The organism is Haloarcula nitratireducens, from assembly GCF_019599505.1.
The window spans coordinates 24,533-47,896 of sequence record NZ_RKLT01000016.1 but is presented as its reverse complement, the minus strand read 5'-3'; the positions used below and the strand labels follow the sequence as shown (position 1 = coordinate 47,896).

The 23,364-nt window shown below is 58.5% G+C and carries 23 protein-coding genes; 9 read left to right on the top strand and 14 right to left on the bottom strand.

All coding sequences use genetic code 11. The features are described from left to right. Positions 1–50: 50 nt before the first annotated feature. Positions 51–416, top strand: coding sequence for a CAP domain-containing protein (locus EGH23_RS20405; protein ID WP_220581832.1), 366 nt, complete (start codon positions 51–53; stop codon positions 414–416). Between the two features lie 590 nt (positions 417–1,006). Here the strand turns inward: EGH23_RS20405 and EGH23_RS20400 are convergent. Together EGH23_RS20400 and EGH23_RS20395 are read right to left on the bottom strand one after the other, a co-directional pair. Then, positions 1,007–2,209 carry a DUF5305 domain-containing protein gene (locus EGH23_RS20400; RefSeq protein WP_220581831.1) on the bottom strand — a complete coding sequence of 401 codons (1,203 nt, stop codon included), beginning with the start codon at positions 2,207–2,209 and terminating at the stop codon, positions 1,007–1,009. A 118-nt stretch (positions 2,210–2,327) separates the two neighbouring features. Beyond that, a complete protein-coding gene (locus EGH23_RS20395) occupies positions 2,328–2,582 on the bottom strand; it encodes a DUF7123 family protein (protein ID WP_220581851.1) in 255 nt (84 codons plus the stop codon). A 129-nt stretch (positions 2,583–2,711) separates the two neighbouring features. Between EGH23_RS20395 and EGH23_RS26920 the strand changes: the two genes are divergently transcribed. Further along, on the top strand, positions 2,712–2,837 hold the full coding sequence (locus tag EGH23_RS26920; RefSeq protein ID WP_268899491.1) for a hypothetical protein: 126 nt from the start codon (positions 2,712–2,714) through the stop codon (positions 2,835–2,837). Between the two features lie 134 nt (positions 2,838–2,971). On the opposite strand, the gene EGH23_RS20390 is transcribed toward EGH23_RS26920, so the two are convergent. Together EGH23_RS20390 and EGH23_RS20385 are read right to left on the bottom strand one after the other, a co-directional pair. Further along, positions 2,972–4,141, bottom strand: coding sequence for a signal peptidase I (locus tag EGH23_RS20390; protein ID WP_220581830.1), 1,170 nt, complete (start codon positions 4,139–4,141; stop codon positions 2,972–2,974). A 246-nt stretch (positions 4,142–4,387) separates the two neighbouring features. Further along, positions 4,388–5,038, bottom strand: coding sequence for a hypothetical protein (locus tag EGH23_RS20385; RefSeq protein WP_220581829.1), 651 nt, complete (start codon positions 5,036–5,038; stop codon positions 4,388–4,390). Positions 5,039–5,484: 446 nt separating this feature from the next. Between EGH23_RS20385 and EGH23_RS20380 the strand changes: the two genes are divergently transcribed. Continuing rightward, positions 5,485–6,084 (top strand): DUF7344 domain-containing protein, encoded by a 600-nt coding sequence (locus EGH23_RS20380; RefSeq protein WP_220581828.1) that lies wholly within the window; start codon positions 5,485–5,487, stop codon positions 6,082–6,084. A gap of 392 nt (positions 6,085–6,476) precedes the next feature. Here the strand turns inward: EGH23_RS20380 and EGH23_RS20375 are convergent, their stop codons facing one another. The 3 genes from EGH23_RS20375 to EGH23_RS20365 form a co-directional block, all read right to left on the bottom strand. Then, on the bottom strand, positions 6,477–6,788 hold the full coding sequence (locus EGH23_RS20375) for a hypothetical protein (RefSeq protein WP_220581827.1): 312 nt from the start codon (positions 6,786–6,788) through the stop codon (positions 6,477–6,479). A 305-nt stretch (positions 6,789–7,093) separates the two neighbouring features. Continuing rightward, complete coding sequence (locus EGH23_RS20370; protein WP_220581826.1) at positions 7,094–8,005, bottom strand: hypothetical protein; 912 nt, start codon at positions 8,003–8,005, stop codon at positions 7,094–7,096. Positions 8,006–8,838: 833 nt separating this feature from the next. Next, positions 8,839–9,309 carry an SRPBCC family protein gene (locus EGH23_RS20365; protein ID WP_236044978.1) on the bottom strand — a complete coding sequence of 157 codons (471 nt, stop codon included), beginning with the start codon at positions 9,307–9,309 and terminating at the stop codon, positions 8,839–8,841. 436 nt (positions 9,310–9,745) lie between these two features. Between EGH23_RS20365 and EGH23_RS20360 the strand changes: the two genes are divergently transcribed. The 3 genes from EGH23_RS20360 to EGH23_RS20350 all read left to right on the top strand — a co-directional run bounded on the left by EGH23_RS20360 (position 9,746) and on the right by EGH23_RS20350 (position 11,775). Continuing rightward, the gene (locus EGH23_RS20360) at positions 9,746–10,603 is read left to right on the top strand and encodes a hypothetical protein (RefSeq protein ID WP_220581824.1); all 858 of its coding nucleotides are present in this window, start codon (positions 9,746–9,748) and stop codon (positions 10,601–10,603) included. 147 nt (positions 10,604–10,750) lie between these two features. Next, positions 10,751–11,110, top strand: coding sequence for a hypothetical protein (locus EGH23_RS20355; protein ID WP_220581823.1), 360 nt, complete (start codon positions 10,751–10,753; stop codon positions 11,108–11,110). 122 nt (positions 11,111–11,232) lie between these two features. Continuing rightward, on the top strand, positions 11,233–11,775 hold the full coding sequence (locus tag EGH23_RS20350) for a DUF7342 family protein (protein WP_220581822.1): 543 nt from the start codon (positions 11,233–11,235) through the stop codon (positions 11,773–11,775). Positions 11,776–12,153: 378 nt separating this feature from the next. Here the strand turns inward: EGH23_RS20350 and EGH23_RS20345 are convergent, their stop codons facing one another. From EGH23_RS20345 to EGH23_RS20330, 4 genes are all read right to left on the bottom strand, one after another. Then, positions 12,154–12,348: a hypothetical protein gene (locus EGH23_RS20345; protein WP_220581821.1), complete on the bottom strand. Its 195-nt coding sequence runs from the start codon at positions 12,346–12,348 to the stop codon at positions 12,154–12,156. Positions 12,349–12,441: 93 nt separating this feature from the next. Further along, positions 12,442–13,053, bottom strand: a complete 612-nt coding sequence (locus EGH23_RS20340; RefSeq protein ID WP_220581820.1) for a hypothetical protein — start codon at positions 13,051–13,053, stop codon at positions 12,442–12,444. Between the two features lie 2 nt (positions 13,054–13,055). After that, positions 13,056–13,364, bottom strand: coding sequence for a DUF8065 family protein (locus EGH23_RS20335; protein WP_220581819.1), 309 nt, complete (start codon positions 13,362–13,364; stop codon positions 13,056–13,058). A 681-nt stretch (positions 13,365–14,045) separates the two neighbouring features. Next, entirely contained in the window at positions 14,046–15,506 is a 1,461-nt protein-coding gene (locus tag EGH23_RS20330) for an outer membrane protein assembly factor BamB family protein (RefSeq protein WP_220581818.1), read from the bottom strand. 634 nt (positions 15,507–16,140) lie between these two features. On the opposite strand from EGH23_RS20330, the gene EGH23_RS20325 reads away from it, so the two are divergent. Genes EGH23_RS20325 through EGH23_RS20315 form a run of 3 tightly spaced genes read left to right on the top strand, consistent with a single transcriptional unit; the run spans position 16,141 to position 19,566 of the window. Further along, on the top strand, positions 16,141–17,085 hold the full coding sequence (locus tag EGH23_RS20325) for a hypothetical protein (protein ID WP_220581817.1): 945 nt from the start codon (positions 16,141–16,143) through the stop codon (positions 17,083–17,085). Between the two features lie 2 nt (positions 17,086–17,087). Continuing rightward, positions 17,088–17,390 (top strand): DUF8156 family protein, encoded by a 303-nt coding sequence (locus EGH23_RS20320; RefSeq protein WP_220581816.1) that lies wholly within the window; start codon positions 17,088–17,090, stop codon positions 17,388–17,390. Between the two features lie 4 nt (positions 17,391–17,394). Next, on the top strand, positions 17,395–19,566 hold the full coding sequence (locus EGH23_RS20315) for a type B DNA-directed DNA polymerase (RefSeq protein ID WP_220581815.1): 2,172 nt from the start codon (positions 17,395–17,397) through the stop codon (positions 19,564–19,566). A gap of 220 nt (positions 19,567–19,786) precedes the next feature. Here EGH23_RS20315 and EGH23_RS20310 read toward each other — a convergent pair whose 3' ends face one another. From EGH23_RS20310 to EGH23_RS20300, 3 genes are all read right to left on the bottom strand, one after another. Continuing rightward, positions 19,787–20,284: a DUF8154 family protein gene (locus tag EGH23_RS20310; protein WP_220581814.1), complete on the bottom strand. Its 498-nt coding sequence runs from the start codon at positions 20,282–20,284 to the stop codon at positions 19,787–19,789. Then, positions 20,277–20,957 carry a nucleotidyltransferase domain-containing protein gene (locus EGH23_RS20305; protein ID WP_220581813.1) on the bottom strand — a complete coding sequence of 227 codons (681 nt, stop codon included), beginning with the start codon at positions 20,955–20,957 and terminating at the stop codon, positions 20,277–20,279. The genes EGH23_RS20310 and EGH23_RS20305 overlap by 8 nt, the downstream gene beginning before the upstream one ends. Before the next feature lie 486 nt (positions 20,958–21,443). Then, positions 21,444–22,490 carry a single stranded DNA-binding domain-containing protein gene (locus tag EGH23_RS20300; RefSeq protein ID WP_220581812.1) on the bottom strand — a complete coding sequence of 349 codons (1,047 nt, stop codon included), beginning with the start codon at positions 22,488–22,490 and terminating at the stop codon, positions 21,444–21,446. Positions 22,491–23,364 lie beyond the last annotated feature (874 nt).

The window sequence follows — 23,364 nt, the reverse complement described above, 5'->3', positions numbered from 1 at the left end:
CCAGTAATCAATATGCGGATGGTGGTCGAACGACGGACCGATTGATTGCGATGGCAACGGCGCATAGTCGCTCGATGAAGGAAAATGAGACTCTGGCACATAATGCCGGGGATGGCAGTAGTCGCAGTCGATATGCACAGAACGATATGTTCCAACTCTGCCAGTTCAAGGAAAAGCAGTATATTGTCGATGCGAAATACGATCGATTAGAGGCTATTGGCTCTGTGAATGCTGATGCAGTTCGTGGCTCGAACGCTGATGCGGTCGAGCGGAATATCGCAGCGACAATTGTACAGAATTGGTTCGATAGCTCTACTTATCAGCAACGGCTTACATTCGAGAATGCTGAACGGCTCGGTGTTGGCGTGACCATTTCAGCAGCAAACGACGTATACGTGACCGCGAATATCTGCTAACGGGTCAGCTACCCACGATTGACGTCGTCGGCTTTCTCGATTAATCTCTGTAATTTGTTTGGTGAGATCCTCGTCGATGATGGTTTCGGCATCGCGTTCAGCGGTAGCCATTGCAGTGTCGTCGACGAAAAGGACACTCGACAAGGCTCGCCGCTCCTCACCAACACAGTAGGGGTTCTCGTTGGGTAGCCACTCCTCACCGTTGCGCACCGCCACTAACTGGTAGTTCGGGGCACCAATTGGCACTTCTGTCGGCGAGGGACATCTTCGGCGGGTGCGGTGTCGTGAGCATCCCGCGGGGGCGCCCGAGTGCCGGATGGGTGAAAGCCCGGCACGGCCTCTGGCCGCGCCCGGAACACAGCGAACGGTGCGCGGTCGCGTGCGACCGCGAGAGACGAACGGCAACGCCGTGAGTCAGTGAGCGTCCTCGTTCCGGCGAGGGAGGGCGGCTCCAAGGGTTCGACTGGTGTAGGCGGGTAAGGCTGGCCGGACTGTTGCGTTGGCACTTGTGATCTCATTGTACTGGTCCGGCTCCAAACGATACAGCGGAGTATCGCTAACCGCGCACCAGCGCTAGATGCTTTCAGTTTTCAATCTTCGGTCGAGGCCTCATCGGATGAGGGACGGTTCTCACCATTCGTATCGGTCTCACTTGGACCGGAGTTTGCCAGCGTATCGCCACTCTGTGTCTCCCCGCCATTGTTTGCCCCAGTATCGAGTGCGCTATTACCGCCAGTGGGTGGGCGATAGGTGTAGCGATAGCTGTCGTGGATCACGTAATATGCGTCATCGTCCGGGTCTTCAATAACGCTATTATCCGTATCAATTGCGAAGTCGACGAGTGCGCTAAGTGATGTGGCTTCAGCCTCCGGGAGGTCAAACGCCTCGTCCGGCAACTTGATCGTGGAGATCCACTCCTCGAAATCGTCTCTGTCATCCGCATAGGTGAGCCGTTCACGCTCCCTCGTAGACAGTGCAATTCGCTCTTGGAACCGAGCTGTAACGAGCCCACCAAAGGCACAAAGCGCCACCAACAGGAGGACTGGCGCACCTAGTGTTCGTAATGGCCCATATGTGTTGTCCACTGTGACTGTCTGCGTTGCCTCACGCCGATCCGTCATTTGGCTAGGCTGTGCAACACGATAGGTCCCCCCAGCTACGGTAACCGGGAGCGTATGCTCTTTCACCTGGGTGACCGATTGGCCGTTGACCGTCCCTTGCATGTCCACAGACGCCTTGAGTACGACTTCAGATTGCCCGGGCGGATTCCCAAGCTGTTCGTCGATGATTGCTGTTCGATTACTCGTCTCGGTCATGTTCACCGAAAACGGGACTTGGACTGTCTCGCCCGGTTCGAGTGAGTCACGAGAGACTGTTTGAAGTTGCCTGGTGGTCTGCCAGATTACCGTGGTCTCGCCGCCATTTTCTTCAACGCCCTGAAAGACAAGCTGCAGAGAGACGGTGCCGTTTAACTCACCACTGTTGCTCGCGCCGTAGGTGAACGTATATGTGCCATTAAGTCCCGGTGAGAGTTGCGTGAAATAGACTGATCGGTTGGTGAGCGTGGTTCCAACCGGATACACCGAATTGGTCTCTGTCACCGTCGCGGAGTGGTTGAACCAGCCATTCGTTTGCCAGGACGAAACTGGTCGCTCTTCGGTCGTAGTCCCCGGATCAACGTGAGTCGTGTACGTTACCCAGCCGCCAAGGCTTACAAGCAACGCTAAGACAATCACAGCCACAATGAACTGCTTATCCAGCACCGCCCGCATCCGTAATAACCGGTCGCTCATGTAGCGGGACAGTTGCCCCCCTATTGGTTTCGTTATGGAGCTTATGACAATCTACAAATCAGTTTATACTGGCGGTATTTCCACGAATCGGCGGCTATCTGCGGGACCAACAGCCTATTCAGGGGGTGACTTTCCATGTCGTTCCGGAAGAGTATCCCCATTTTTCGATCTCGAGGTGTGTCGCAGCTTGTTGGATAATCGGCATATTCGCGCCCACCTCTTTCGATGACAGTTCAAGCTCCGCGGCGATAAGTCGGGACTTGAAATATGTCTGTTCTGGAGCCTGATCGCGGAGATATTCGAGAATTCGGGTTTGTCGCTCCGAAAGCTCTGTATTCTGTGTATCCGCGATCTCCTTGGTCGGGGATGACATGCATATCACGACACTGTTGGGAATCCTTTTGTTATCACTTCCATTCTCGCTATTCTCAGTGGTCTCCGTGGTCAAGATTGCGACCGGCAGCACGGCCTCCGTGTTTGGCTTCGATGACTCACAGACGTAATGACTACACCTCGCGTGGTGAACCGCCTCGGGGTCACGTGGTTCGAGAGAGCGCCGCTCTCGTCATCACGAGACGGCAAAGCCGTCTCGAACGACCCCGAGGCACTCGGTCTGCTCCGCCTGTAGATACCGACGATGTTGCTGCTGCCGACGGTCAGCTGGATTCGTTGCTCGATGACTGGTACAGGCAGCGTATGACGGCGAGGTAGACAGACTCAAACTGTGGCGGCAAATTAACGACTGGCGATGCGTGGTGGGCCTCAACGGGACCGATAGAGGCGCTGGATCGCGCGCCGAACACGTGTCCCCAGAGAGAGACCCTGACTCCGGGAGCGCTGCCGAATGTAGCCGTCTCCGATAAGCGTCATCCCCAAGAAATAGAACGGTACCGCGATCAGGGCGTCGATAATCACGATTGGCGCCCATGGATGGACTGTATAGAGCTGTTGTATCATTGGTTGGGGGAGGACAGCGAGGTAGCGGTGTTCGACCACGAATCGACGGTAGTACCCGGTTTCAGACGGCGCATGGAGTGTTACTGTCGCGTTCGCCACACTTTGTCCGTCTACGTATACCTCTTGCTGGTGTACCTCGACACCCTCGCTTCCGGGTTCGAGATACGCGACGACGGGAAGGAACCCGCTGTTCCCGACCGCGTACTGCTGACTCTTCGACTCGCCCATCTGGATGACGTTCGGCCGCTCCGAGTCGTACTCCGCGCTCACCACGCCGTATTGCTGCGCGCCTGCAGGCGCGACCATTGCCGCCGTCGCACCGACCACAAGCAATGCCGCGAACACTCCCATTGCGAGTCGACTGTTAATTCCAGTCGCTCGGGAAGTCACCCGTGTCCGTTCTTTGCCATTTCGGGCGCGCCACTCCGCGACGACATACCAGAGGACCGCCGCTGCAAAGAATAGATATGCGAACCCCTGAACGCCCAAGACGGCACGCGTTCCCAGCAGTCCTGCCATCGATCGTTGGACAGTACCCAACAGCGACTGTGTCCCCTCGATGGCCGTTCCAAGATTAGGGATGGCGACTACCTGGCCGTCGATCTGGAATGCCGTCGCCACTATCTGAGCGCGCTTTACCGGTGGTTCCTGCCCAGACTGATCAGTAACGGCGTTGGCATCACCCTTGGTGATGAATCCCCGTTCCGTTTCGCCAACCACACGGTGGGTGATGAGCCCGCCCCCCTGGATCTCTTCAGCCCGGTACACGACGACATCACCGGTCTCTATCGAGGCGTCGAGTTGCGCGGGCACGGCGACAAATCCATCACCCGGTTCCAGCGTCGGCGCCATGCTCCCCGTTTCTACATAGCTCAGGACGACAGGCTGTCCGAGTACCGACCCGATAACGAGAGCGAGCACTGCGAGCACGACAATGAGTTCCAGCACGGTCACGCCCGTCTTCCGAATCCCCATAACTAGTTGACGGGACGCCGTTTCCAGGGTTTGTTATGGAGGAATTTCGCCGATTCTGGCACTGATTTCGGCTTTTTCGCCAGCAATTAAATCTGTTAGTCTCTACACTCGCTGTTGCCATTCGCCCTAGAGAGTCCGTCAATTAGCTAGTCTAGTTGGCGAGGTAATTCGGGCTGTTGGCAGCGAAAAAACGGGTTGCGCGGTGGGCCGCCTCGGACAGGCTGTCGGTAACGTAGCGGTCGTTCGTTATTCGAACGTAATATCGCTGACGTATTCGTCGTTAGCCATTGTGCCGCTTGGCACGCCCATCTCGCTACTCGCGGCCGAGGCATCCATTGTGCTAACTTGATTCTCCTCGGTTCCCAGGGCGACGATGTAGAGGTTCTCCAGTAGACTGTCGTCTTCCTCAAGACCCTTCGTGCAGGTCAACATGCCGATGGGTTGGCACGTACCCGTCTCTATCTTGGTCCCGTGGCATGGTCCCGACCGATAGCCATTGTAGAAGACGACATGATCCGCATTGTCGCCCTTCTTGTAGAGGAACACCTTGACATCCTGCTTCCCCTGGTTACAGATTTTGAAGAGCTTGTTGAACCAGGTGTACGAGTCAGAATTCACGCCTTCGCCGTTATTAGGGGCGCTTGGATCACCGTTGCCCGTCTTGTTCGGGTTGGACGGATCCATCCGGATGCGAAGGTGGCCACCCTCGTAATCGACATAGCTCTCGTTGGGGCTGCTCGGGATTTCGTGGAGACCGAGGTACGCGTTCTTGTCGTGTGCGATTTCAACGCTCGCGGTGCGTTTCGAGACGACTCCGCTGAATGCGCCAGTCCCCATTGCGGCCGCCCCGCCGGCGGCGAGCGATCCCATTCCGATCATGAATTTGCGTCGTTGCATTGGTTTTCTCCGTGGTTTTCTCGCGCCGTCTATCACCTACGTCGGCGAGCACGTCACCAGCGACGTGTTCGTTCAGTGCGGCGCGTACTTATCGCGTCAAAGGCCATGGGTATCGTATTCTGGCGCGAGAAGGCCGTTCTCGGGGCTCACGAAGATTTCTTGGCCACCGAACCATCGACTCGACTGTTTCTCGGGTCGAAAGAAGACCATTCTCGGAGGTCACGACGATATTCTTCGAGACCGAGCAAGCGACGCCGTTGGGTTCTCGGCTCCGAAGCAAACGTTCTCGGAGCCTGGGAAGATGTTCTCCGACACCGAACGGTTGACTTGGTTGGCTTCCCGGACTCCGAGAATGGTACGTCAAGATCTATAGATGGCCGTTAAAATCGAATTGAATGGGTAATTGCCTGCGTTACAATCTTTGAGGGGGAAGTTCATTTCGCTAAATGTCAAGTAAGGGGACTGAGGGGAATTCGAGCCATCATACTGCTATCGAACCGGATGGCGAGAAGCCTCCTATTGGCGATCTATATGACGTCTTTGCAAACAGACGGCGTCGGTATGCACTTCACTATCTCCAACAAGTAGACGAGAGAGCAAGCTTCGGGGAGATGGCCGAACAAATCGCAGCGTGGGAGCACGGGAAGTCACCACATGAAGTCACCTCACACGAGCGGAAATACGTGTACTCGGCGCTCCAACAGCGACACCTCCCGAAGATGCACGATATCGGTCTTGTCGAATTTGACAAGCGGGCGGGCAGTGTCGAACCTACGCCTGTCTTGGACGACATCGATGTCTATGCCGAGGTTGTTGGGAAACGGAATGTTCCCTGGGGTGTCTATTTTCCCGTTCTCTCTGGGGTTCATTCTGTGTTGCTTGCCTTCGTGGGACTCGATCTGGCTCCGCTGACACTATTCTCTGATTTCGAGTGGGCGCTTTTTTTCGTGTTTTCTCTAGTTGTCTCGTCGCTCGTCTTCCTGTACGATACGAAGCGAATGAAGCTTGGTAGCAGTGGTGCGCCACCGGAGGTTGATACCCAATGACGCGAGCGAAATACGGGGTTCTCATCGCTACGTTACTTCTGGCGTGGGTGCTTATCGCCCCGACCAGTGGGGTTAGTTCCACAGCGACGGAGCGGACTAGTGAGATCGCTATTGCGTCCGATGACGAGGCCTATCTTGGTATTCAGCGAGTTTGTGATGCGACGACACTGCAGGTACGAATAACGAATCAGTATGCTTCCAGAGCAGCCTTAGATGTCGAGATAGTCGTCAATGGGACAGCGAAAACAATCCCCAATCTTGCAGCGGGCGAGTCGCAAGCGACGGTGTTCGAGACGGTCGATACAGGCGGGACAATCACGATTACTGCACGTGGGTCAGGCGTCAGGACTCGTCTAACACGGCCAGTCCCGGCACAATGCTGACAGCGGTACTCATCTGATGTCGGTGCGATACTCGTCGCTCTCGTCTCTCGGGAGGTGACTGGTTGTATCGACGACCGCTACGATTGGCTCGGCTCCGGTATTGGCCTCGGCATCGCGCTCGGCGGCTTGCATGGCGGCGTCGTCGACGATACCCACGATGTCGGCGCTGCTCAAGCCCTCTGTGCGGTCCGCAAGCGTCTGGTAGGCCTCCTCGTCGAGTGTGGTTGGCCGGCCATGGAGTTGGATATGGAAGATAGCCTCGCGAGCTTCATGGTTGGGTAGGCCGATCTCGCCTGGGAATGACTCGTTATTGCTAACCAACAGTGTAGGCACTCTCGTTGGTTAGCTACCCGTCACTGTCGAGTCTCGTCGATAGTTGGTCGTCCAACACTGATTGGCACTGCCGTCGGCGGGGGACATCTTGTGCGGTCGCGGTGTCGTGAGCATCCCGCGGGGCCGCCCGAGTGCCGGATGGGTGAAAGCCCGGCACGGCTCTGCCGCGCCCGGACCACAGTGAGCGGAGCGAACGTCCTCGTTCCGGCGAGGGAGGGCGGCCCCAAAGGTTCGGCTGTTATGGTTAGCGCCGCTGTTCGAGACGTGGATCTCGATCAGCCCATGGCGATGCGCTACTCACCACTGGTGTGATATTGCTGCCACAGCCAGCCTGGTCTCGTCGACCGGAGTTCAGCGATGAGTTCGTCCCAGGGGTGTTTGCCCCAGAAGGCCCGCAAATAGGTATCGGGTACGTCTAGAGCCTCACTCACGAGAAGCAGCGAGCCAAAGAGGTCGTATTCGGGGAGGAAAGCGGTACTCCCCCAGTGATACCGTGGCCAAATTGTGCCGAGTAGCCGGACTGGGAGTGCGGCTCGTAGTTCCGACAGTTCGCGGTCGGTGACACCGAGGTTACGAACAGTGGCTGCTGTGATACCGCCGTTGCGGATCCCATGAGCGATTGTTCCTTGGAGGAGGGCTCTCGTTCGCTGCCGGCACGCCCGGTGGGCCAGCATTTCGTCATCCAGTTCATCGGCGAGATACGTGAGCGCGCGAATCGACGCTGCTAGCTCGAAGCCTTCTTGCAGATATGGATGGTGCCAGGTTGGCGAGTCAAAGCGATGCTGGTAGGCGTGACACAGTTCCGACGCGAGCATTTCACCCGCTCGTGCGATGGGCAGCCGTCCACCGCTGATCCCGATATAACCGGTGTGAGCAGCATACCGCCCTGCGATTATAAAGAGTGTCAGTGACGCTGGGAGATCACTGCCCAATAACGTCAGGCGCTCACGGAGCGAAAAATCATAGACAAGGTGGTCACGCCATTGGTCTCGATACGGCGTCGAATCCACGCCAAGCAGGGAATCATAGAACTCAACGAGTGCTGAAAAGCACGTCTCGATATCGGCTGTCGAAGCGAGTGCACTATCTGTGTCGTGGGGAAGCCGCTGGGATAATGGCGGCTGTGCTGGAAACCGCGTCCGGTAGTCCTCGATTGCGGTCGCACAGACCGTTTGGAGGTGGGCGCAAAATTCCGCCTCGTTCATCACAGTAGTAAACAGCTGACTCGATTAAAGTCCGTTCGATGGGGGCAAAACTGGTACTACTGCGTCGATTTGCACGACGAGACATCTATCTGATAGCGACGCGGGCGCACTTAGTGGAGGTTCGAAATCCTCCTTCGCGTTGTTCGATAGGAGGACAGTCCCGTGCTCACAACAGATTTGGCGAACGAACGGCGACTGCTGGTCGTGGTTCATCGCTGCTAACCAACACGACAGCGGGTTAGCGTTGGTTAGCTATTCGTTATCGAGTCTCGCCACCAATTGGTCGTCTAGATCACCGACTGCCACTTCCGTCGGCGGGGAACATTTTCTGCGGTAGCGGTTCGGTGAGTATCCCGCGGAGCCGCCTGAGTGCCGGATGGGTGACAGCCCGGCGCGGCTCCGCTGTGCCCGGAACACAGCGAACGATGCGCGGTCGCTCGCGACCGCGAGAGACGAGCGGCGACGCCGCGAGTCAGCGAGCGTCCTCGTTCCGGCGAGGGAGGGCGGCTCCACGGGTTCTGCTGGTGTAGTCAAACCCGAGTGCAACCACCACGTAGAGCACACTGGCGAGGGAAAGAATCGTCCGTTCGGGGAGGATTCCAGAGAGCAGCCACGACTATCCGTTCCAGCGCATCTGCTTTTCGACTTCGATCCAGCCCTAGCTCAGTACGACGTACCAGACGTGAACCAATCCGTGCAGTACGAGGAAGACGGCGACCGCGATTCGAATCATAGGGTACAGCCTCCTCGGTACGCGCCGACCGTCCCGTCATATTCGTGCACGGCTAGCCTCATATGCGAGCACCTCGCTTCGAATTGACCTGTGAACTCGGTTACTTCGTCAGTCGTTCCGTCCGCTCTCGAAGTCCCCGCAGCATTCCGTAGGTCATCACGAACGTGACGGGATCGAGCACCGATTGAGCGCCGATCCGAACTGCAGGATTCCCCGGCAGACGAATACGAGAGCGGACGAGCAGTCGCGTCGTCCGGTCGTCGAGCGGCTCGAGGGTGAACGACCAGACCCACCACGCCGGCTGGTCGGGCGTTCGGAGGACCAGCGCCCGTTCCGGATCGAGTTCGACCACCTCCAGCGTCGCGTCCGGGAATCGATCGGCCTGACCGAGACGGATGGTGTCGCCCACAGAGAGGTCCTGCCACTCTGGAACGATGCGGTCGGTGTTGTGGATGTCGAGCCCGACGAGGTTCTCCGCCCACTCGTAGCTGTAGAACCCGCCCCGTTCTTGACCGAGTTGGCGCAGCCACGGCCAGATGGCGTCGGGCGGGGCGTCGATAGTGATTGCCATCGTCGACGCTGCATCTGCGTCCGGTAGTAGGTCGTCGCCAGGAAGTGACCGTTCGACCTCTGCCGCTGTCGCTCCCCAGTTGAGCATCCGCGGTCGAACCAGCGCCCAGTAGACGCCTCCGAAGAGTACGGTGCCCGCTATTAGTCGAATTCGTCGCCGCCAGGTTCGTTCTGTATTTATCAGTGATCCGGCAACTGCGGACCGATTTTTCTCAAGACTCTCCATGGAGTGTTCACCATACGAACCTACACGCCCGAAAACGATCGTTGTAGCGGTTGGTTCCTGCTATTTGGGAACCACCTACGATAGTGTCCTGGGAACTCGCCTGAGGTCGAACTATATTCTATCCAATGGTCCGGAGATTCCTCGATTATCGATCCCCGCCACACGGGAAGCGTACCGAACTGCTATCGCGTCCCCTGTCGAATACAGTTCTATGAGAAAAATAACCAGCTACGCGGTCGGCACTCTAGGACTCCACCGTGTCCGTCGCCTGTCACCGCTGACGAAGGTACTCGCCGCCGGAGCGACGTACGTCATGTGGACTGCACTCACGTGGTTATTAGAAGGGCGCATCCAGACGTTGCTTCGTCCGGACGCCGTGACGGACCGTCTTGTGTATACTGGCGTAGCGAACATCCTCGTCGGTACCGTTCTGGCCCTGTTGGTCGTGCGAGAGTTCATCGCGTCCGGGTTCGTCTCCCGTTCGGAACTGGGATTCCGCTCGGCTCTGCGCACCATCGTCGCAGTCTCGGCCGCCGGTGTGCTCGGGTTCGTCATCTACACGCTTCAACAGCCGCCGACTACTGATCCGGTCGTCGTCACCAACGTCTTCGCACAGGTGCTCCCCGTGTCTATCGCCGAGGTGGTAGTATGCTGGGTTGTCGTCGGAGGAAGCGTCGCCGCCCTGTTACGCCATCGGGGGCTCAACCCGTACATCACAAATGGGAGTGCGCTACCGATCTCGGCGGCGCTTTTCGGCGTCTATCACTTCGCACACAGCCCCCCGTTTAATACGATCAAGATGGTTGGCCTCCTCACGGTCGTGGGGGTAGGTACGGGACTGATCTACTTCGTCGGCGGGTCCTTCTACGGAGCGCTCGTCTTCCACAACTTCATGGCGCTGTACGGCATCGTGTCGTCGCTGGCGGAAGCGGGCCAACTCGGAACGTATCAACAACCGCTCGTTTTGCTACTCGTAACTGCACTCATCGCAGTAGCCATCCTCGTCGGCGTCGAACGACTATCCGTCAAGTGTTCGATCGCCGACCGAACGGGAACTGCTACCGTCTGAGCAGGCGACTTCCCCGAGTCACGCTGCACCGTGTGCTACTTATCTCGCTATTCGTCTGAGGCAGCTCGATCTGCCGGATTCTATCCGCTGGAGAATTGTCCTTATCGATTCTCCTTCCGGCTATCGTTTCTCTATTCGGTGAACACTATGGCCACACAACTCCGACGATGGCACGTTTTAGCGACGATTGCAATTCTCGCTCTCGCTGCCGTCTCAACGCTACTCGGGCTCTTCCGCCCGGGTCACTACCGAGACGCGCCCGCCCTCGTCGAACTGTCCAAAGTACAAGACCTGTCGATCCTCACGGTCGGTATTCCCGTCCTGGCAATCGGGCTCTGGTACGCGATTCGAGGGCCGCTTCGCGGTTGCATCGTGTGGCTCGGCGGTCTCGCGTTTATGACCTACATGTGGTTGAGCGTCGGCGTCATGTTCGGCAGCCTGCATGGCGGCGTCGTCGACGAGGCCCACGATGTCGGCGCTGTGCAAGCCGTTTGTGCGGTCGGATAGCGTCTGGGATGCAACGTCGGGTCGCTCCGTGGAACACGTTCGAGTGACAGTCAGTAGCAATTCGATTCGATATGAAACGACTGACCTCAATCTATACGAAGAGATAGTGTGAACTGTCGTGTATGGCCGACGACGAATCGACTGTGGATGAGGGACTACTGAACCAGCAGACCACGGGCGAGGATCGAGTGCGAATGGTCGCTCGGCAGCTGTCGGAGCCCCAGACCGCAAACTGGATCGCCGCGGAAGCAGACTGGTCACACGAGCCGACCACACGCGTCCTTGAACGGCTCGTTGCCGACGGCATTCTCCATCGCGATGATAGCGGTACCCACACTACCTACTATCCCGATTATCGTCGCCAAGCGATGCAAGAAGCAATGCGCCTTCGAGATAGTGGCCATACTGTTGAGGAACTCACCGACAGGCTCGCCGACATGACGGCACAAATCCGGGATTGGGAAGAGCTGTTCGATGTCGAGTCGCCGAACCAACTTCGCGGGACGCTTGCCGACGAGACGCTCGATGCTGCCGACGAAGACCGACGGCGTGAAATCGCACGCGAGTGGGACCAGCTCCAGCGTCGCATCCGCATCGTCGGGTTCGCAATCCGCGAATGGGACTTTCTCGCTCCGATGACAGACCCTGCCGAGGCCAACAGCTAACGAATGTCCGTCCCGCACCCGGGTGATGATTTATTCGTGGCGTCACGGAGTGTCGACTTCAACCCCGGGGCATTTGCCTCGACAGCCTGTAAACCAGGTTGAGTCGAGAGTTTCCAGAGTCGCAATCTGGTGAAAGCTATATTCGTGTCGGTCCTGGGTTTAAAACCAGATAGAACGGTGCTGGAAGACATCCCTTCGATTGAGGAGCTGGCTGAGATTACCGGCCAGACAGAAGCACAGCTCCGGAAAGATCGGGACGCATCTACCCGGATGGCCCGGTCATGTTCCGAGGAGCCTCGGCACCACACAGACGACTAGACTCTTTTTCACCGAGCGGCGCTGGGTCTACAGACTACTGCGCGAATAGCGCTGCTCTGGCTACGTTAGCCTGCCCTCTCTAATTGCCTCAGATACTGTCGCCGTCAGATCCTTGTGAGTAATGACGTCGGCATCGAGTTCGGCGGCGTGCATGGCGGCGTCGTCGACGATCTCAATGATGTCGGCGCTACTCAATCCCTCCGTCTGGTCGGCGAGTGTCTGTAGGCATCCTCGTCGAGTGTCTCGGGCGGTCACGCAGTTGCACGCGGAAGATGGCCTCGTGAGTATCGTGGTCGGGCAGGCCGATCGGCCCGTTTGGAGAGATTAGCGATATTCACCCCGCATGGCTCACGGAAGTAGTCCATCCGATAGGTACCGCGAACAATCAACTGGAATTGCTTCCCATGCCGCTTGAATCGCCTGATATCCCGTCCAGCCTTCTCCGCGCAGCATTTCTCCGCACGCCTGACAAAACTCTTCGACAGTACATTCCTCCGCGTCAAGTAACAAATACAGCAGAAACGTGGGAGCAACCGCCTTCCCAGTCGTTTCTTCTGCATCGTCGAAGACGCGATTGAGCGACCGACGACCATGCTTGTCCATCAAGATCGCAAACCGATACGAGTCGATGTTCTGTTCAATCTCCGTTCGCACTGATGTCTCGCCAGCATCCTCGCCATGTGGCCGGGGAACACACGGCACCACGGTGAACGACTCGTTCTCGGCATCGTTGAACGGCGCAAGCGCTTTGCTGCTCCCGTGGTGAATCCATCGCTCTCTCGTCCCTTCCGGAGCGTACTCGGAGTGCTCTCGAACATGTCGTTCGAGTTCGTGGACACAGACATTCGTTGTCGTTACGTTCAGTGTCGTCGTGAGACGAGACCAGAGATGAGTATTTGCGACAGCAATTAGTGCGTCTGTATCAACGATGACTGGATGGCGTACTTCATCGTCCGCCATCGCTACTCCTGGTATACTCCAGTCGTATCAAGATCCGACGCTTCGTTGAAGGCTTCCTGCTCACGCTCGATCTCCGCGATGGCATCTTCGAGCAGAATCTTGGCAACATCTTCCGAGATATCACCCTCTTTATACTGCTGGTGAAGCGTAATCTTCTCTTCGTCCGAGAGCGCTTCTCGCAGTTTCTCTCGTAGCCCTTCTCGAGCAAGCTCGCTGATGTTGATTCCGCCGAGACGCATCTGATCGACCACCTGCGTTGCTTCTTTCTCAGCTTCCCCCCGGAACTGGATTTTATCGTTGTTCGTCGCCATCTTGGTTCTCTGTTTGTTCGCCACCGAAATAGGTGTTGTGACGTGCCATCCCTGTCATCACAATCGTTACTCTGCTGTAGACTCAGGGACTGCCGTAGTGAGATCCTTGTGAGTAATGACGTCGGCATCGCGTTCGGCGGCGTGCATGGCGGTGGCGTCGACAATGTTCGCGCTACTCAATGACAGGGCGCCGCTCAACTCGGTCGGAGCTACGCACATGGTCGACCGAGGATTCAGTGTTCGGTGGCGCCACAGCAGGTATGACGAACGCATGGCGACTGGTAGTCGTGGCTCGTCGCTGCTAACCAACACCGTAGGGTGTCCTTGTTGGTTAGCGACCCGCCGCCGTCGCGCACCGTCGACAATGGGTCGTCTAGATCACCGACTGCCACTCCCGTCGGCGGGGAACTTCTTGTGCGGATGCGGAGCCGTGAGCATCCCGCGGGACCGCCCGAGTGCCGGATGGGTGAAAGCCCGGCACGGCCTGTGGCCGCGCCCGGAACACAGCGAACGATGAGCGTCCTCGTTCCGGCGAGGGAGGGCGGCCCCAAGGGTTCCTCCGAACATGACTAAACGAGACCGAACAGGGCACCGCCCTGGCACTCGTGTCGTCACCGTAGTGTCCCGACCTCCAATGCAACGGGCGGCTGTGACTACCCTGGGACCAGCAATGGGCTGTTTCTACTCTTTGCAGGCGTCGGGGTCGTCAGCGTCGGGCTCCTCCGTCGGGTTGTCGTCCGGCGTTTCGTCGGGGTTCGCAGCTGGGTCATCCGGCTGTGCTGGCGGTTCCGGTTCGGGTAACGTCGCCTGTCCTTGGCGGGGTTCCAGCGCAAATACCCGGTCGCCGCCGAAGAAGAGGCCGTCCTCGTACAGCGCAGGATCGTCGCCGCTGACACCATACTCGAACAGCTGTGAACCATCGGTTGCGTCAAAAGCGGCATCCTCCGTGTAGATCACGTCGTCGGCGACGTTGCCGAGTTTCGCGCCCTCGTACTGGAGCGTGCCGTCCGCCCGCGAGACGGCGACTGTTGCGGATTCCGGGCCCCCGAGGTCGTTCAGCGGGGTGTAATCGATGTATACCGACTCCGAATCCACTCTCGGCGAGCCCCACTGCAGCGGTTCGTCTATATCGGGTTTGTACGCCCACTCGACGCTCCCGTCGGCCACGTCCAGTGCAAACAGTTTGTAATCTCGCTCTCGCCGGTTCTGGTCCTCGTCAAAGTCGCGCACCGCGCTCGTGTACACGGTTCCGTCGGCGACGGCGAGTGGCCAATCCGCATTGAAATGGTAGGTCGCTCCATCGAAGGTCCAGGCGACCTCGCCGGTTTCTCCCTCGTACGCGACTATCGTTCCCTCGTCCTTCGCGATCGCCTTCCCATCTGCAGCGGCAACCGGAGCGCCATGGGTGCCGTCGATAGACAGATTGCCGATATGGGTCGACCAGCGTTTCTCACCGGTTTCGGCGTCGATGGCGACGAGCAGATGCTCGAAGAGGGATGTATATGCGATAGCGAATATCTGCCCGTCGCCGACCGTGACGGCATAGTACGAGGGTTGCTCTTGTACGCCGTCGCGGTAGGGCGGTTCTCGCTGGAAGCGCCACTGTTCCGTGCCATCGTCGGCATCGAGCGCGTAAACCCTGCTGTGAGGCATTTCGTCACGGAGCGCATCTGGGTGGCTCGTGCCGACGTACACTGTCTCGCCGTCCGTCGCGGGTGTGGAAAATGTACGCGGGTTTTCCTGTGTTGGTTTGGGCTCTGCTGCCGAGAACGACCAGCGGATGTCTCCAGTGGCGGTATCCATCGCGTAGAACTTTCTCGCGCCGACGTACGCTGTCTCATCGGAGACAATTGGCGTCGAGTAGTCGCTGTCACTCTCCGGTTCTGGGTCCGCTATCCAGCGGAGATCGACGCCATCTTTCGGACCGGATGCGGCGGGCGCGTACCTGGTGTTGCCGGGCCCGCCGTATATCGACGTCCATCCCGAGAGCGTGGCGTTCGATTCAGTTTCGTCACTTGCTGTGTCGGACTGCTGTGCGAGGACACTACTGGCGCCACCGACGCCGACAAGGGCGGCCGTGCCACCAAGGGCTTTGAGGAGTGTTCGGCGAGTAGAAGTACTATCTGCGGTTTGGTTTGGCATCGCAGGCTATTCAACAAACACCAGCCGTAATATTATCATCACCGTATCGGCTGGAGATATAGGCGCAACTATATGAAACAATGCGTGGGGACGATTATACAGAATCAAGGAGAATACCTGCGGCTGTAGCCGCAGGATGAATCTGACACTACTCGAAACAATCCACCGCTCGATAGCACTACAGCGTTTCCAATCCACAATGTCCAAGTAGTGCCACTTTGTAGCAGGGAGCAAGGTCAGGTCGGAACGGAGCGGATTCCGAACGACCTTCGGAGGCGGTCTACCCGCCACTAATGAGACAGTATCCGAAACGCCGACGCGGTGAACGCGAATCCTCGAAGGGTTTGTCTTTCGTGCCCGTCGGTTGAGCAAAGCCTCGAAGATACCTCCGAGTCCGTTGAAGTCTGCCGGACTCTCTGTGGCAAAAATAACACAGAGAGTCCGAATACGATGAAGGATAGGAGTACCGGCGGGTTGGCACCGCTAGACAGCCACCGACCACGACGACTGGGTGAAACGAGTTCCCGTAAAGTGGCGGCGTCCCTGGTTGCAGACCTGAAACTCCCACCGCTCGGGATTCCTCCGCCTTCAGGCGGAGGAGGATGTCAAACCGCGGGTTTTCGTCTAGTCGAGTATGTCCGAAGAATCCGAGCTGTCGTTGACGCGACAGCCGACGCGTGGCGCAGACCGCAATCAGGCTGTCCTCGCTCAAAACGAACAAACGGCCGAGAACTTCCTCTTCCCGTCACTCGAAGCGGGCATCACGCTCCTCGATATCGACGGGAACCGTGGCGTGACTGTCCTCCAGTCGCTCGTGTTGGATCATCTCCTCCTGAGCGACGGCCCAGCGTTCTGGATCGACGCAGATGGCCACGCGACGACAACGTCACTCGCCCAGCTCGCTCCCAGTCGACGGCTGCTCGACCGCATCCACGTAGCCCGTGGGTTCACGGCTTACCAGCACTACGCCGCGCTCTGTGACCTCTCGGACGCTGTAAACGAGTCCATTCGAGAGAAGACCACGACCGATCCAGTAGTTGCACACCGAGACCGTCGGCAGGACCGACCGAACCATGAGCCAGAGTCCTCTTCGTATACGCCGTCACTCATCGTCACGCCGGCGCTTGACGCGCAGTATCGAGCCGACGACACTCTCAGCGACGAACACACGCAGACGTTGCTTGCTCGCTCACTCGCTCAGTTGTCTGCGTACGCCGACGCATACGAGATTCCAGTGCTCGTAACACGGACGACAACCGACGACCTGACGGCGGGTATCGAGCGGGCCGCAGACCAGCACCTCCGATGTGAACAGACGAGGATTGGGCCACGCTTCGTCAGCGACGAGTTCGAGACGCTCCTCTATCCCGTCGAGGGCGGTGCGTACTACCAGACGACGCTGACGTACTGGCAAGAGATACTCCAGCATCGTGCCGAACAGGTCGGTCTGCAGCCCGCCTCACCCGAGTCGCCAGCGGAAAACGAGATCGGGACCGCATCGATGAGCGACGGGACGGCGGCGACGCTGACTGCTAACCCGCTCCATGACGCGTGGACAGATACTGCTGGAGGGCGATAGCGATGGGGCGAACTAATCCAACCTTTCGGGATGCGCTACGCGCCATCGAGGACCGCTGGACCGAGTACCGACGAGCGCTCCGACGACGGGACCAGCCCCGGTTCGACCAGCTATTTACGTACGCTCGCGAGCACGCCGATGCGAGCGGCCTCCTGAACCACCAGAATCCACTGTTGCCGACGCTGTTCAGCATCGACCTCGAACAGGAAGCACGGCTCGAGGATCTCGAAGAGCGTCTCGACGAACTCGAGGACGCTGTCGGGGCACAGCAGGACGCGAACCAACGACAACCAAGCGACGACTGAACTGATGGTCTTTACAATCGATTTCCTCGACGACGGCCGTGTCCTCGAGTGGACAGCGACAGCTGACGGTGCGGTTCCAACCGAGCGTCACGACTACACGCCGCGATTCTACGTGGCTCCGCGAACACCCGAAGCGGACATCGACCTCGATGCGCTTCGACACTTCTACGAGCGACACCCCGACGTCGTGGACACCGAGCGAGTCAACCGACGGCCAGGCTTCCGACGAGAGAACGAATCAATACTCGCCGTCGACGTCGACCACATCGACCGAGTAGCGCCGTTAGCACGACAGGCACGCCAACTTACCGCGTATCCCGTCGGCGACGTAGCCTGCTACAATGTCGACCTCTCCCGAGAATTCCGCTACTGCCTCGAGAACGACATCGAGCCAACGCCAGCGACCGAACTCTCGACGCTACGACTCGCTGTTCCGACGACCGAGACGAGCGGCGAGCAGTACGGTGAACTCACCGTCGACGGCAAGACGGTTACCGGTTCTCCCACCGAGATACTGACTGCAGTACAAACAGCCGTCGATACACGGGACCCGGATATCCTCGTCTGTTCGCGGAGTCCGCTTATCCCGACACTCTATGAGATGGCGAGAGACGCCGAGATTGAAGAATTTACACTGAGCCGGTGGACCGATCAGGATTACCAGCAACTCGCCAGCCAATCGACGTACGCCAGCTACGGCCGTGTCGGGCACTCCCCTGCGCGATACAACGTCCCCGGTCGAGCGATCATCGACGAGTCGAACACGTTCTTCTATGGCGAGACGAACCTCGACGGCATCCTCGATCTCGTCTCACGTTCGAAGAAACCGATTCAGGAGACGGCGTGGGCCTCTATCGGTAACGTTCTCACCGCGATTCAGATCTGTGAAGCACACGAGCGAGACGTCCTCGTCCCCTGGAACTCCTGGCGGCATGAGTTCTACAAGTCGATGGGGACCCTTCACGACGCTGACCGTGGCGGATTCATCTTCGCTCCCGACGTGGGATTTCACGAAAACGTCCACGAACTCGACTTTTCGAGTCTGTATCCGAACATCATCTGTACGTACAATATCTCGCCAGACGTCATCCGCTGTGACTGTCACAGCGACCGTGAGGACGTGCCCGAGTTGGGCTACTCCGTCTGTGACGGCTGTGGGTATCTTGTCGATGTTCTTCAGCCCATCATCGACGACCGGGACGAGATCAAGCGACAGATTCGCCACGAACGCCAGCGCGACGAGACCGATGAAGAACGGCTGGCAGAACTCGAAGGTCGGTCTGGCGCACTCAAGTGGATCCTCGTCGCCTGCTTTGGCTACCAGGGGTTCAGTAACGCGAAGTTTGGGCGAATCGAATGCCACGAGGCAATCAACGCCTACGCTCGGGAGATCCTCGTAGAAGCGAAACAGCGGCTCGAAGCGGGTGGCTGGCGCGTCGTTCATGGCATCGTCGATTCGATTTGGGTTACACCCGACGAGGACGCTGGCGAGAATCGTGAGGACCTCGAGGCACTCGCGGCCGAGATTACCGACTCGGTCGACATTCGTCTCGAATACGAGGCTGCCTACGACTGGGTCGCGTTCGTTCCCCAACGTGAGAGCGACGCCGGGGCCTTGACGAAGTATTTCGGGAAAGTGGCCGAAACGGAGGAGTTCAAAGTCCGCGGTATCGAAGTGCGACAGCACTCGACGCCACCGTTCATTGCAAGAGTGCAGCGAGAGTGTCTCGACTATCTGGACGAGACGCGGTCACCCGATGCAGTCATTGACCGGCTCAAACAGGCGATCAAACGGCTTCACGCGGGTGACGTCGCTGCCGAGCAGCTGGTCAAACGCAGTCGCATATCGAAGACCATCGAAGCGTACACGCAGTCCACCCAGAACGTCGCTGCACTCGAACGTGCTCGTGAGCAGGGACTCGCCGTCAACCCCGGCCAAGCTATCGAGTATGTGGTCGTCGACGACGCGAAATCGTCGCGTGATCGGGTCGCACTCGCCCACGAAGAGAATGAGAGCTACGACGCCTCGTACTACGAACAACAGCTGATTCGAGCCGTCGAGAGTGTCCTCTCACCACTCGGGTGGGACCGAACGGCTATCGAGCGGGAACTGGCCGAGACGCGAGAGACGACGCTGTCGCGGTATCTGGCAATGAATACCGAATCAAAGCGCTGAGTCAGGAGTCCTCTCCTTCGGTAGCGAACTATGCTATTCGTCATCTCTGTCTCGTAGGCTGGGACCGCGTGCAACAGCGTGAGCACGGTGGACCACCGCAAGGCGCGCGACAGCGCCGAGCGCAGCGCTCCGTCGGCCTCGGTCTGCAAAGAAGCATATCATCAATGCCGGACGCTGCCGTTGCTTGCTGGCTCTGGGAATATAGAGAGAAGGGGAGTTTTCATCTCGGTCCGTCACAGCGGCATTCGTGGCCTTGAGAAGAACGGCCAGTGACAAACGCATGGAGTTCCATCGCGAGTTCGAACATGGCCGATGCACGGTCAGCAGTTGCGAGCCCATCCTGATAGTACGTTTTTGCGCGGTGCTCGCGCCACAGATCCGCCAGATCTTCAGCCATGGATTCAGCGAAAAGGCCGGTCGACGCGGCTTCACGGTAGACGCCAGGATGTGTCCCCGGCAGTGAATCAGGCTGCATCGTTCCTCGTTCCAATAGTCGGAACTCGACAGTTCGCTCGATAGCGACGAAGGACGCCTCGATAACGAGTGTGTAGTACCCTGCATCACGAAGTGTTTTGGCACCAGCGAGCAACCGGCAGGCTTTGCGGAGTTGGAGAACCGCCGCGTCCTCGACATCAAGTCCAGGTTCGAGATCAGTCGGCCGACGGTCGAAGGCGGCTTGGGCATCGTCGATGAGTTGTTCGATGCGCGTGCTACTCATCTGCGAACACCGCCCTGCGGAGGGTATCCAGCTGATCGCTGCTGTACACTGTGATTCCTTCGTCGAAAATCTCCTTGAGCTTTGAACTGGCTCGCTGGCCACTCGCGACCGTTTCGACATACGGCTCAAACGCGAATCGGTCGCCATCAAAGCGTTGCTCGCTAAGCTCTGCGACGACGTCGGTGACGAGCCGTCGGGCATTCGTTCGGTCGCCTTCAACGACGACGAAGAGGTCAATGTCACTCTGCCGATCAGCGGTGCCGCGAGCCACACTACCGAACACAATGATACCAATCAGCTCGGTAACGTTGTCAGTATTAGAGATTGCTGCTTGTACGTGGCTGGCGAATGTCCGAACCGGTGCGTGAAATTCCGACTGCTCGATAGCGAGTATCGGGTCGTCCTTCTGGAGACGGTCAGGGTCAATTGAGACGTAATTCCGTTGAGGAGTCTCGCGAACCCGAACAGCACCGATACTCTCCAACAGGTCCACCGCTCGCCACACTGTCGACCGTGCAACATCGGTTGCATCTACCAGTTCAGGAATCGAGAACTCACTTTCATGGGCATCGGCAAGGAGACGGAGAATATCGTCTGCGGCACTGATACGAAAGACCTCGTTGTCGCCGGTCGGAAACGGGTCGATGCAGATAGTTATATCTTGTTTCGCCATTGCAGACACTGTCTGATTTTGTGCAACGAGATATAAATAAGTAGTGGGGGAGGGCTCGCAGAAACGACGCTATATTTCATGGCTGAACTGCGTGCAACTGTGTGAGCACGGTGGACCGCCGCAAGGCGCGCGACAGCGCCGAGCGCAGCGCTCCGTCGTCCTAGTGAGCGCCAGCGAACGAGGGCTCGGAAGACGAACAGGGTGAGTCTTCCGGTGGCGCCGCGCGCCGTCGAAAACACCAGCCAGACAGTTTTCCTCATCCGACTGGCTGGCCCACGCAAGCGTTCCACCAGAGACACGATTGGACTGGATACCCGGCCTGACTGACCTACGACGCGCTGTTTGCGGTCCCGGCCCTAATCCGTGCGTGTGGTTGGCTCGTCGCCGCCCCGTTGTGCCGGTGGGCGGCGACGAGACTGCGTGCGTGAGGTAGCTCCGCATCGACCGGACGGCCAGCCTTGACGGCGAAGCCGACCGAGGTCGGGGTTAGTCGGCCAGCGTCACCTCGACCGCCTTTGCCATATCCATCCGATTCGCCCACACATGAGCGTCAGATTCTGCGTCCCACGAAGCCAGCCGGGGACTGTCACCGGAACAGCCAAACGAGGCCCGGCAGTCACCAGTCGGAGCGGAACCGTCACCGCGTTGGAGGATGCACATGGTCGTCTTGCTCGTCACGGCCAGCGTCTTCAGGCCGTTGTACTCGCCCGGTTTCCCAGCGCAGATGCGCACGCGGTCGCCTTCGTGGAGGGTCCGGACCATCGCGCCACCGTGGACGGACTTCACCCAGACTGTGACCTTCGCCGTGTCGCCATCGTCGTCTTCGACGTAGGCCACTTGGTACTGGTTCGGCGCGGCGGGGTCATCGATGAGATGCGTGACCGTTCCCTCGATGGTGGCTTCGTAGCCGTGGGGGTTCACGTCTGCGACCGGAATCGGCGCGTTCATCGCGGCGCGAGCGGCGGTGAGTGCACCGAAGACGCCATCGAAACGTGAGTCGGTGTCGGTCGTGTGGCCGGCGACGAGGCGGCTCGCCGCGGCGTGGCTGACGCCAGTCTGGTCGCTGACCGTGGTAGCGTCTTGATTCACATCGGCCAGTGCGTTGGCGTCCATGTCCTCGCGCGGGTCGTCCTCGGCTTCGAAATTGTCTGGTCGCTCTTGTTCGCTGGTGGTGAGCTGGCGGGCCGAGGCTTCACGGTCGATCTCGTCGTGGGCATCGCGGGCCGTCTGGGCGTGCCGGGCCTGTTCGGCTTCCTCACCGTGTCGCTGTTCTTGAGCGGCCAGCGTCTCGCCGTGGCGTCGATCCGGAGCGATATCGGTTGAGCGGGTCCAGTCGTAGTCGTTCTGACGAGCGTAGTAGTTGCCTCGCGAGTCACTGCCGCGGTTGGGTCGGTAGTCGAGTTCGTCGCCGTTCGCTGTTTCGGCGACTTCCTGTAGAAGATGCTCAGGACCGCCCTCGACGTGCGTGCCGAGTTGCAGCTGCTGGTCGAGATCGGACGATGCTTTCTTACTGCCGGAGTCGTTAGCGTACATTGTCTTCCTTCCTTGGAAAGACACTTGTCGGGTGTTCCAGCACCCGATTTCCTGCGGCGTGAAACGGCCTTCGAGAGTGCCGCGTGTCGTGTCTTTCCGTACATAAGGACACGGGCGTATAGTACTTAAAACTAACGACTAGAAGATATTACTTCAAGTGGAATAGAATAGCTAGAGAGTGGCTCAAAGACGAATTTCTGAGTTTAGATTTAGTCGAGTTTAGTATATAAATGCGAGTTGATGGGATACCCTCGACGGCGGGGGACATCTTGTGCGGTCGCGGTGCCGTAAGCATCCCGCGGGGCCGCCCGAGTGCCGGATGGGTGAAAGCCCGGCACGGCCCCCGGCCACGCCCGGAACACAGCGAACGGTGCGCGGTCGCTTGCGACCGCGAGCGACGAACGGCGAAGCCGTGAGTCAGTGAGCGTCCTCGTTCCGGCGAGGGAGGGCGGCCCCGAGGGTTCTGCTGTTGTGGTTGGTGGGACTGAAAGGGGCACGGCGCTGGCGCTCGTAGAGTCGTGTCAGCGACCCCTCTCCGAGCGAAGCGAGGAGATGTCGCTGAGCGACCGCCAGCGTCGTGGGGCTTTCAAGATGTGCTGATCGGACCTCGCTGCCGTAATCGACGTCGTCATGACTTTCGCGTTAGTGAATCAACTCGACTTGGGGTGAAAGAATTCAGCGGTACACCTGTTAGTGCCGCCAATTATCGCCGACATACCGTATTTCACCGTCCTACTTATGCGCTCATCTGCTGAGTGATGAGTTGAATCTGAATCTGCGAAGCTACATCTGACCAGAGCCTCGTTGGACTTCTCGTCCGGAAATGCGGCATACGCTCAGAGACGTTTCCTCATACTCGTATCACCACCGGGAT

Bases quoted from the DNA above. Each gene is read 5' to 3' on its own strand.
- EGH23_RS20300 (WP_220581812.1), bottom strand. From the start codon at position 22,490: ATGTACGCTAACGACTCCGGCAGTAAGAAAGCATCGTCCGATCTCGAC.
- EGH23_RS20405 (WP_220581832.1), top strand. From the start codon at position 51: ATGGCAACGGCGCATAGTCGCTCGATGAAGGAAAATGAGACTCTGGCA.
- EGH23_RS20390 (WP_220581830.1), bottom strand. From the start codon at position 4,141: ATGGGGATTCGGAAGACGGGCGTGACCGTGCTGGAACTCATTGTCGTG.
- EGH23_RS26920 (WP_268899491.1), top strand. From the start codon at position 2,712: ATGACTACACCTCGCGTGGTGAACCGCCTCGGGGTCACGTGGTTCGAG.
- EGH23_RS20320 (WP_220581816.1), top strand. From the start codon at position 17,088: ATGGGGCGAACTAATCCAACCTTTCGGGATGCGCTACGCGCCATCGAG.
- EGH23_RS20355 (WP_220581823.1), top strand. From the start codon at position 10,751: ATGGCCACACAACTCCGACGATGGCACGTTTTAGCGACGATTGCAATT.
- EGH23_RS20305 (WP_220581813.1), bottom strand. From the start codon at position 20,957: ATGGCGAAACAAGATATAACTATCTGCATCGACCCGTTTCCGACCGGC.
- EGH23_RS20400 (WP_220581831.1), bottom strand. From the start codon at position 2,209: ATGAGCGACCGGTTATTACGGATGCGGGCGGTGCTGGATAAGCAGTTC.
- EGH23_RS20350 (WP_220581822.1), top strand. From the start codon at position 11,233: ATGGCCGACGACGAATCGACTGTGGATGAGGGACTACTGAACCAGCAG.
- EGH23_RS20385 (WP_220581829.1), bottom strand. From the start codon at position 5,038: ATGCAACGACGCAAATTCATGATCGGAATGGGATCGCTCGCCGCCGGC.
- EGH23_RS20360 (WP_220581824.1), top strand. From the start codon at position 9,746: ATGAGAAAAATAACCAGCTACGCGGTCGGCACTCTAGGACTCCACCGT.
- EGH23_RS20340 (WP_220581820.1), bottom strand. From the start codon at position 13,053: ATGGCGGACGATGAAGTACGCCATCCAGTCATCGTTGATACAGACGCA.
- EGH23_RS20325 (WP_220581817.1), top strand. From the start codon at position 16,141: ATGTCCGAAGAATCCGAGCTGTCGTTGACGCGACAGCCGACGCGTGGC.
- EGH23_RS20310 (WP_220581814.1), bottom strand. From the start codon at position 20,284: ATGAGTAGCACGCGCATCGAACAACTCATCGACGATGCCCAAGCCGCC.
- EGH23_RS20395 (WP_220581851.1), bottom strand. From the start codon at position 2,582: ATGTCATCCCCGACCAAGGAGATCGCGGATACACAGAATACAGAGCTT.
- EGH23_RS20365 (WP_236044978.1), bottom strand. From the start codon at position 9,309: ATGGCAATCACTATCGACGCCCCGCCCGACGCCATCTGGCCGTGGCTG.
- EGH23_RS20315 (WP_220581815.1), top strand. From the start codon at position 17,395: ATGGTCTTTACAATCGATTTCCTCGACGACGGCCGTGTCCTCGAGTGG.
- EGH23_RS20380 (WP_220581828.1), top strand. From the start codon at position 5,485: ATGTCAAGTAAGGGGACTGAGGGGAATTCGAGCCATCATACTGCTATC.
- EGH23_RS20335 (WP_220581819.1), bottom strand. From the start codon at position 13,364: ATGGCGACGAACAACGATAAAATCCAGTTCCGGGGGGAAGCTGAGAAA.
- EGH23_RS20370 (WP_220581826.1), bottom strand. From the start codon at position 8,005: ATGAACGAGGCGGAATTTTGCGCCCACCTCCAAACGGTCTGTGCGACC.
- EGH23_RS20330 (WP_220581818.1), bottom strand. From the start codon at position 15,506: ATGCCAAACCAAACCGCAGATAGTACTTCTACTCGCCGAACACTCCTC.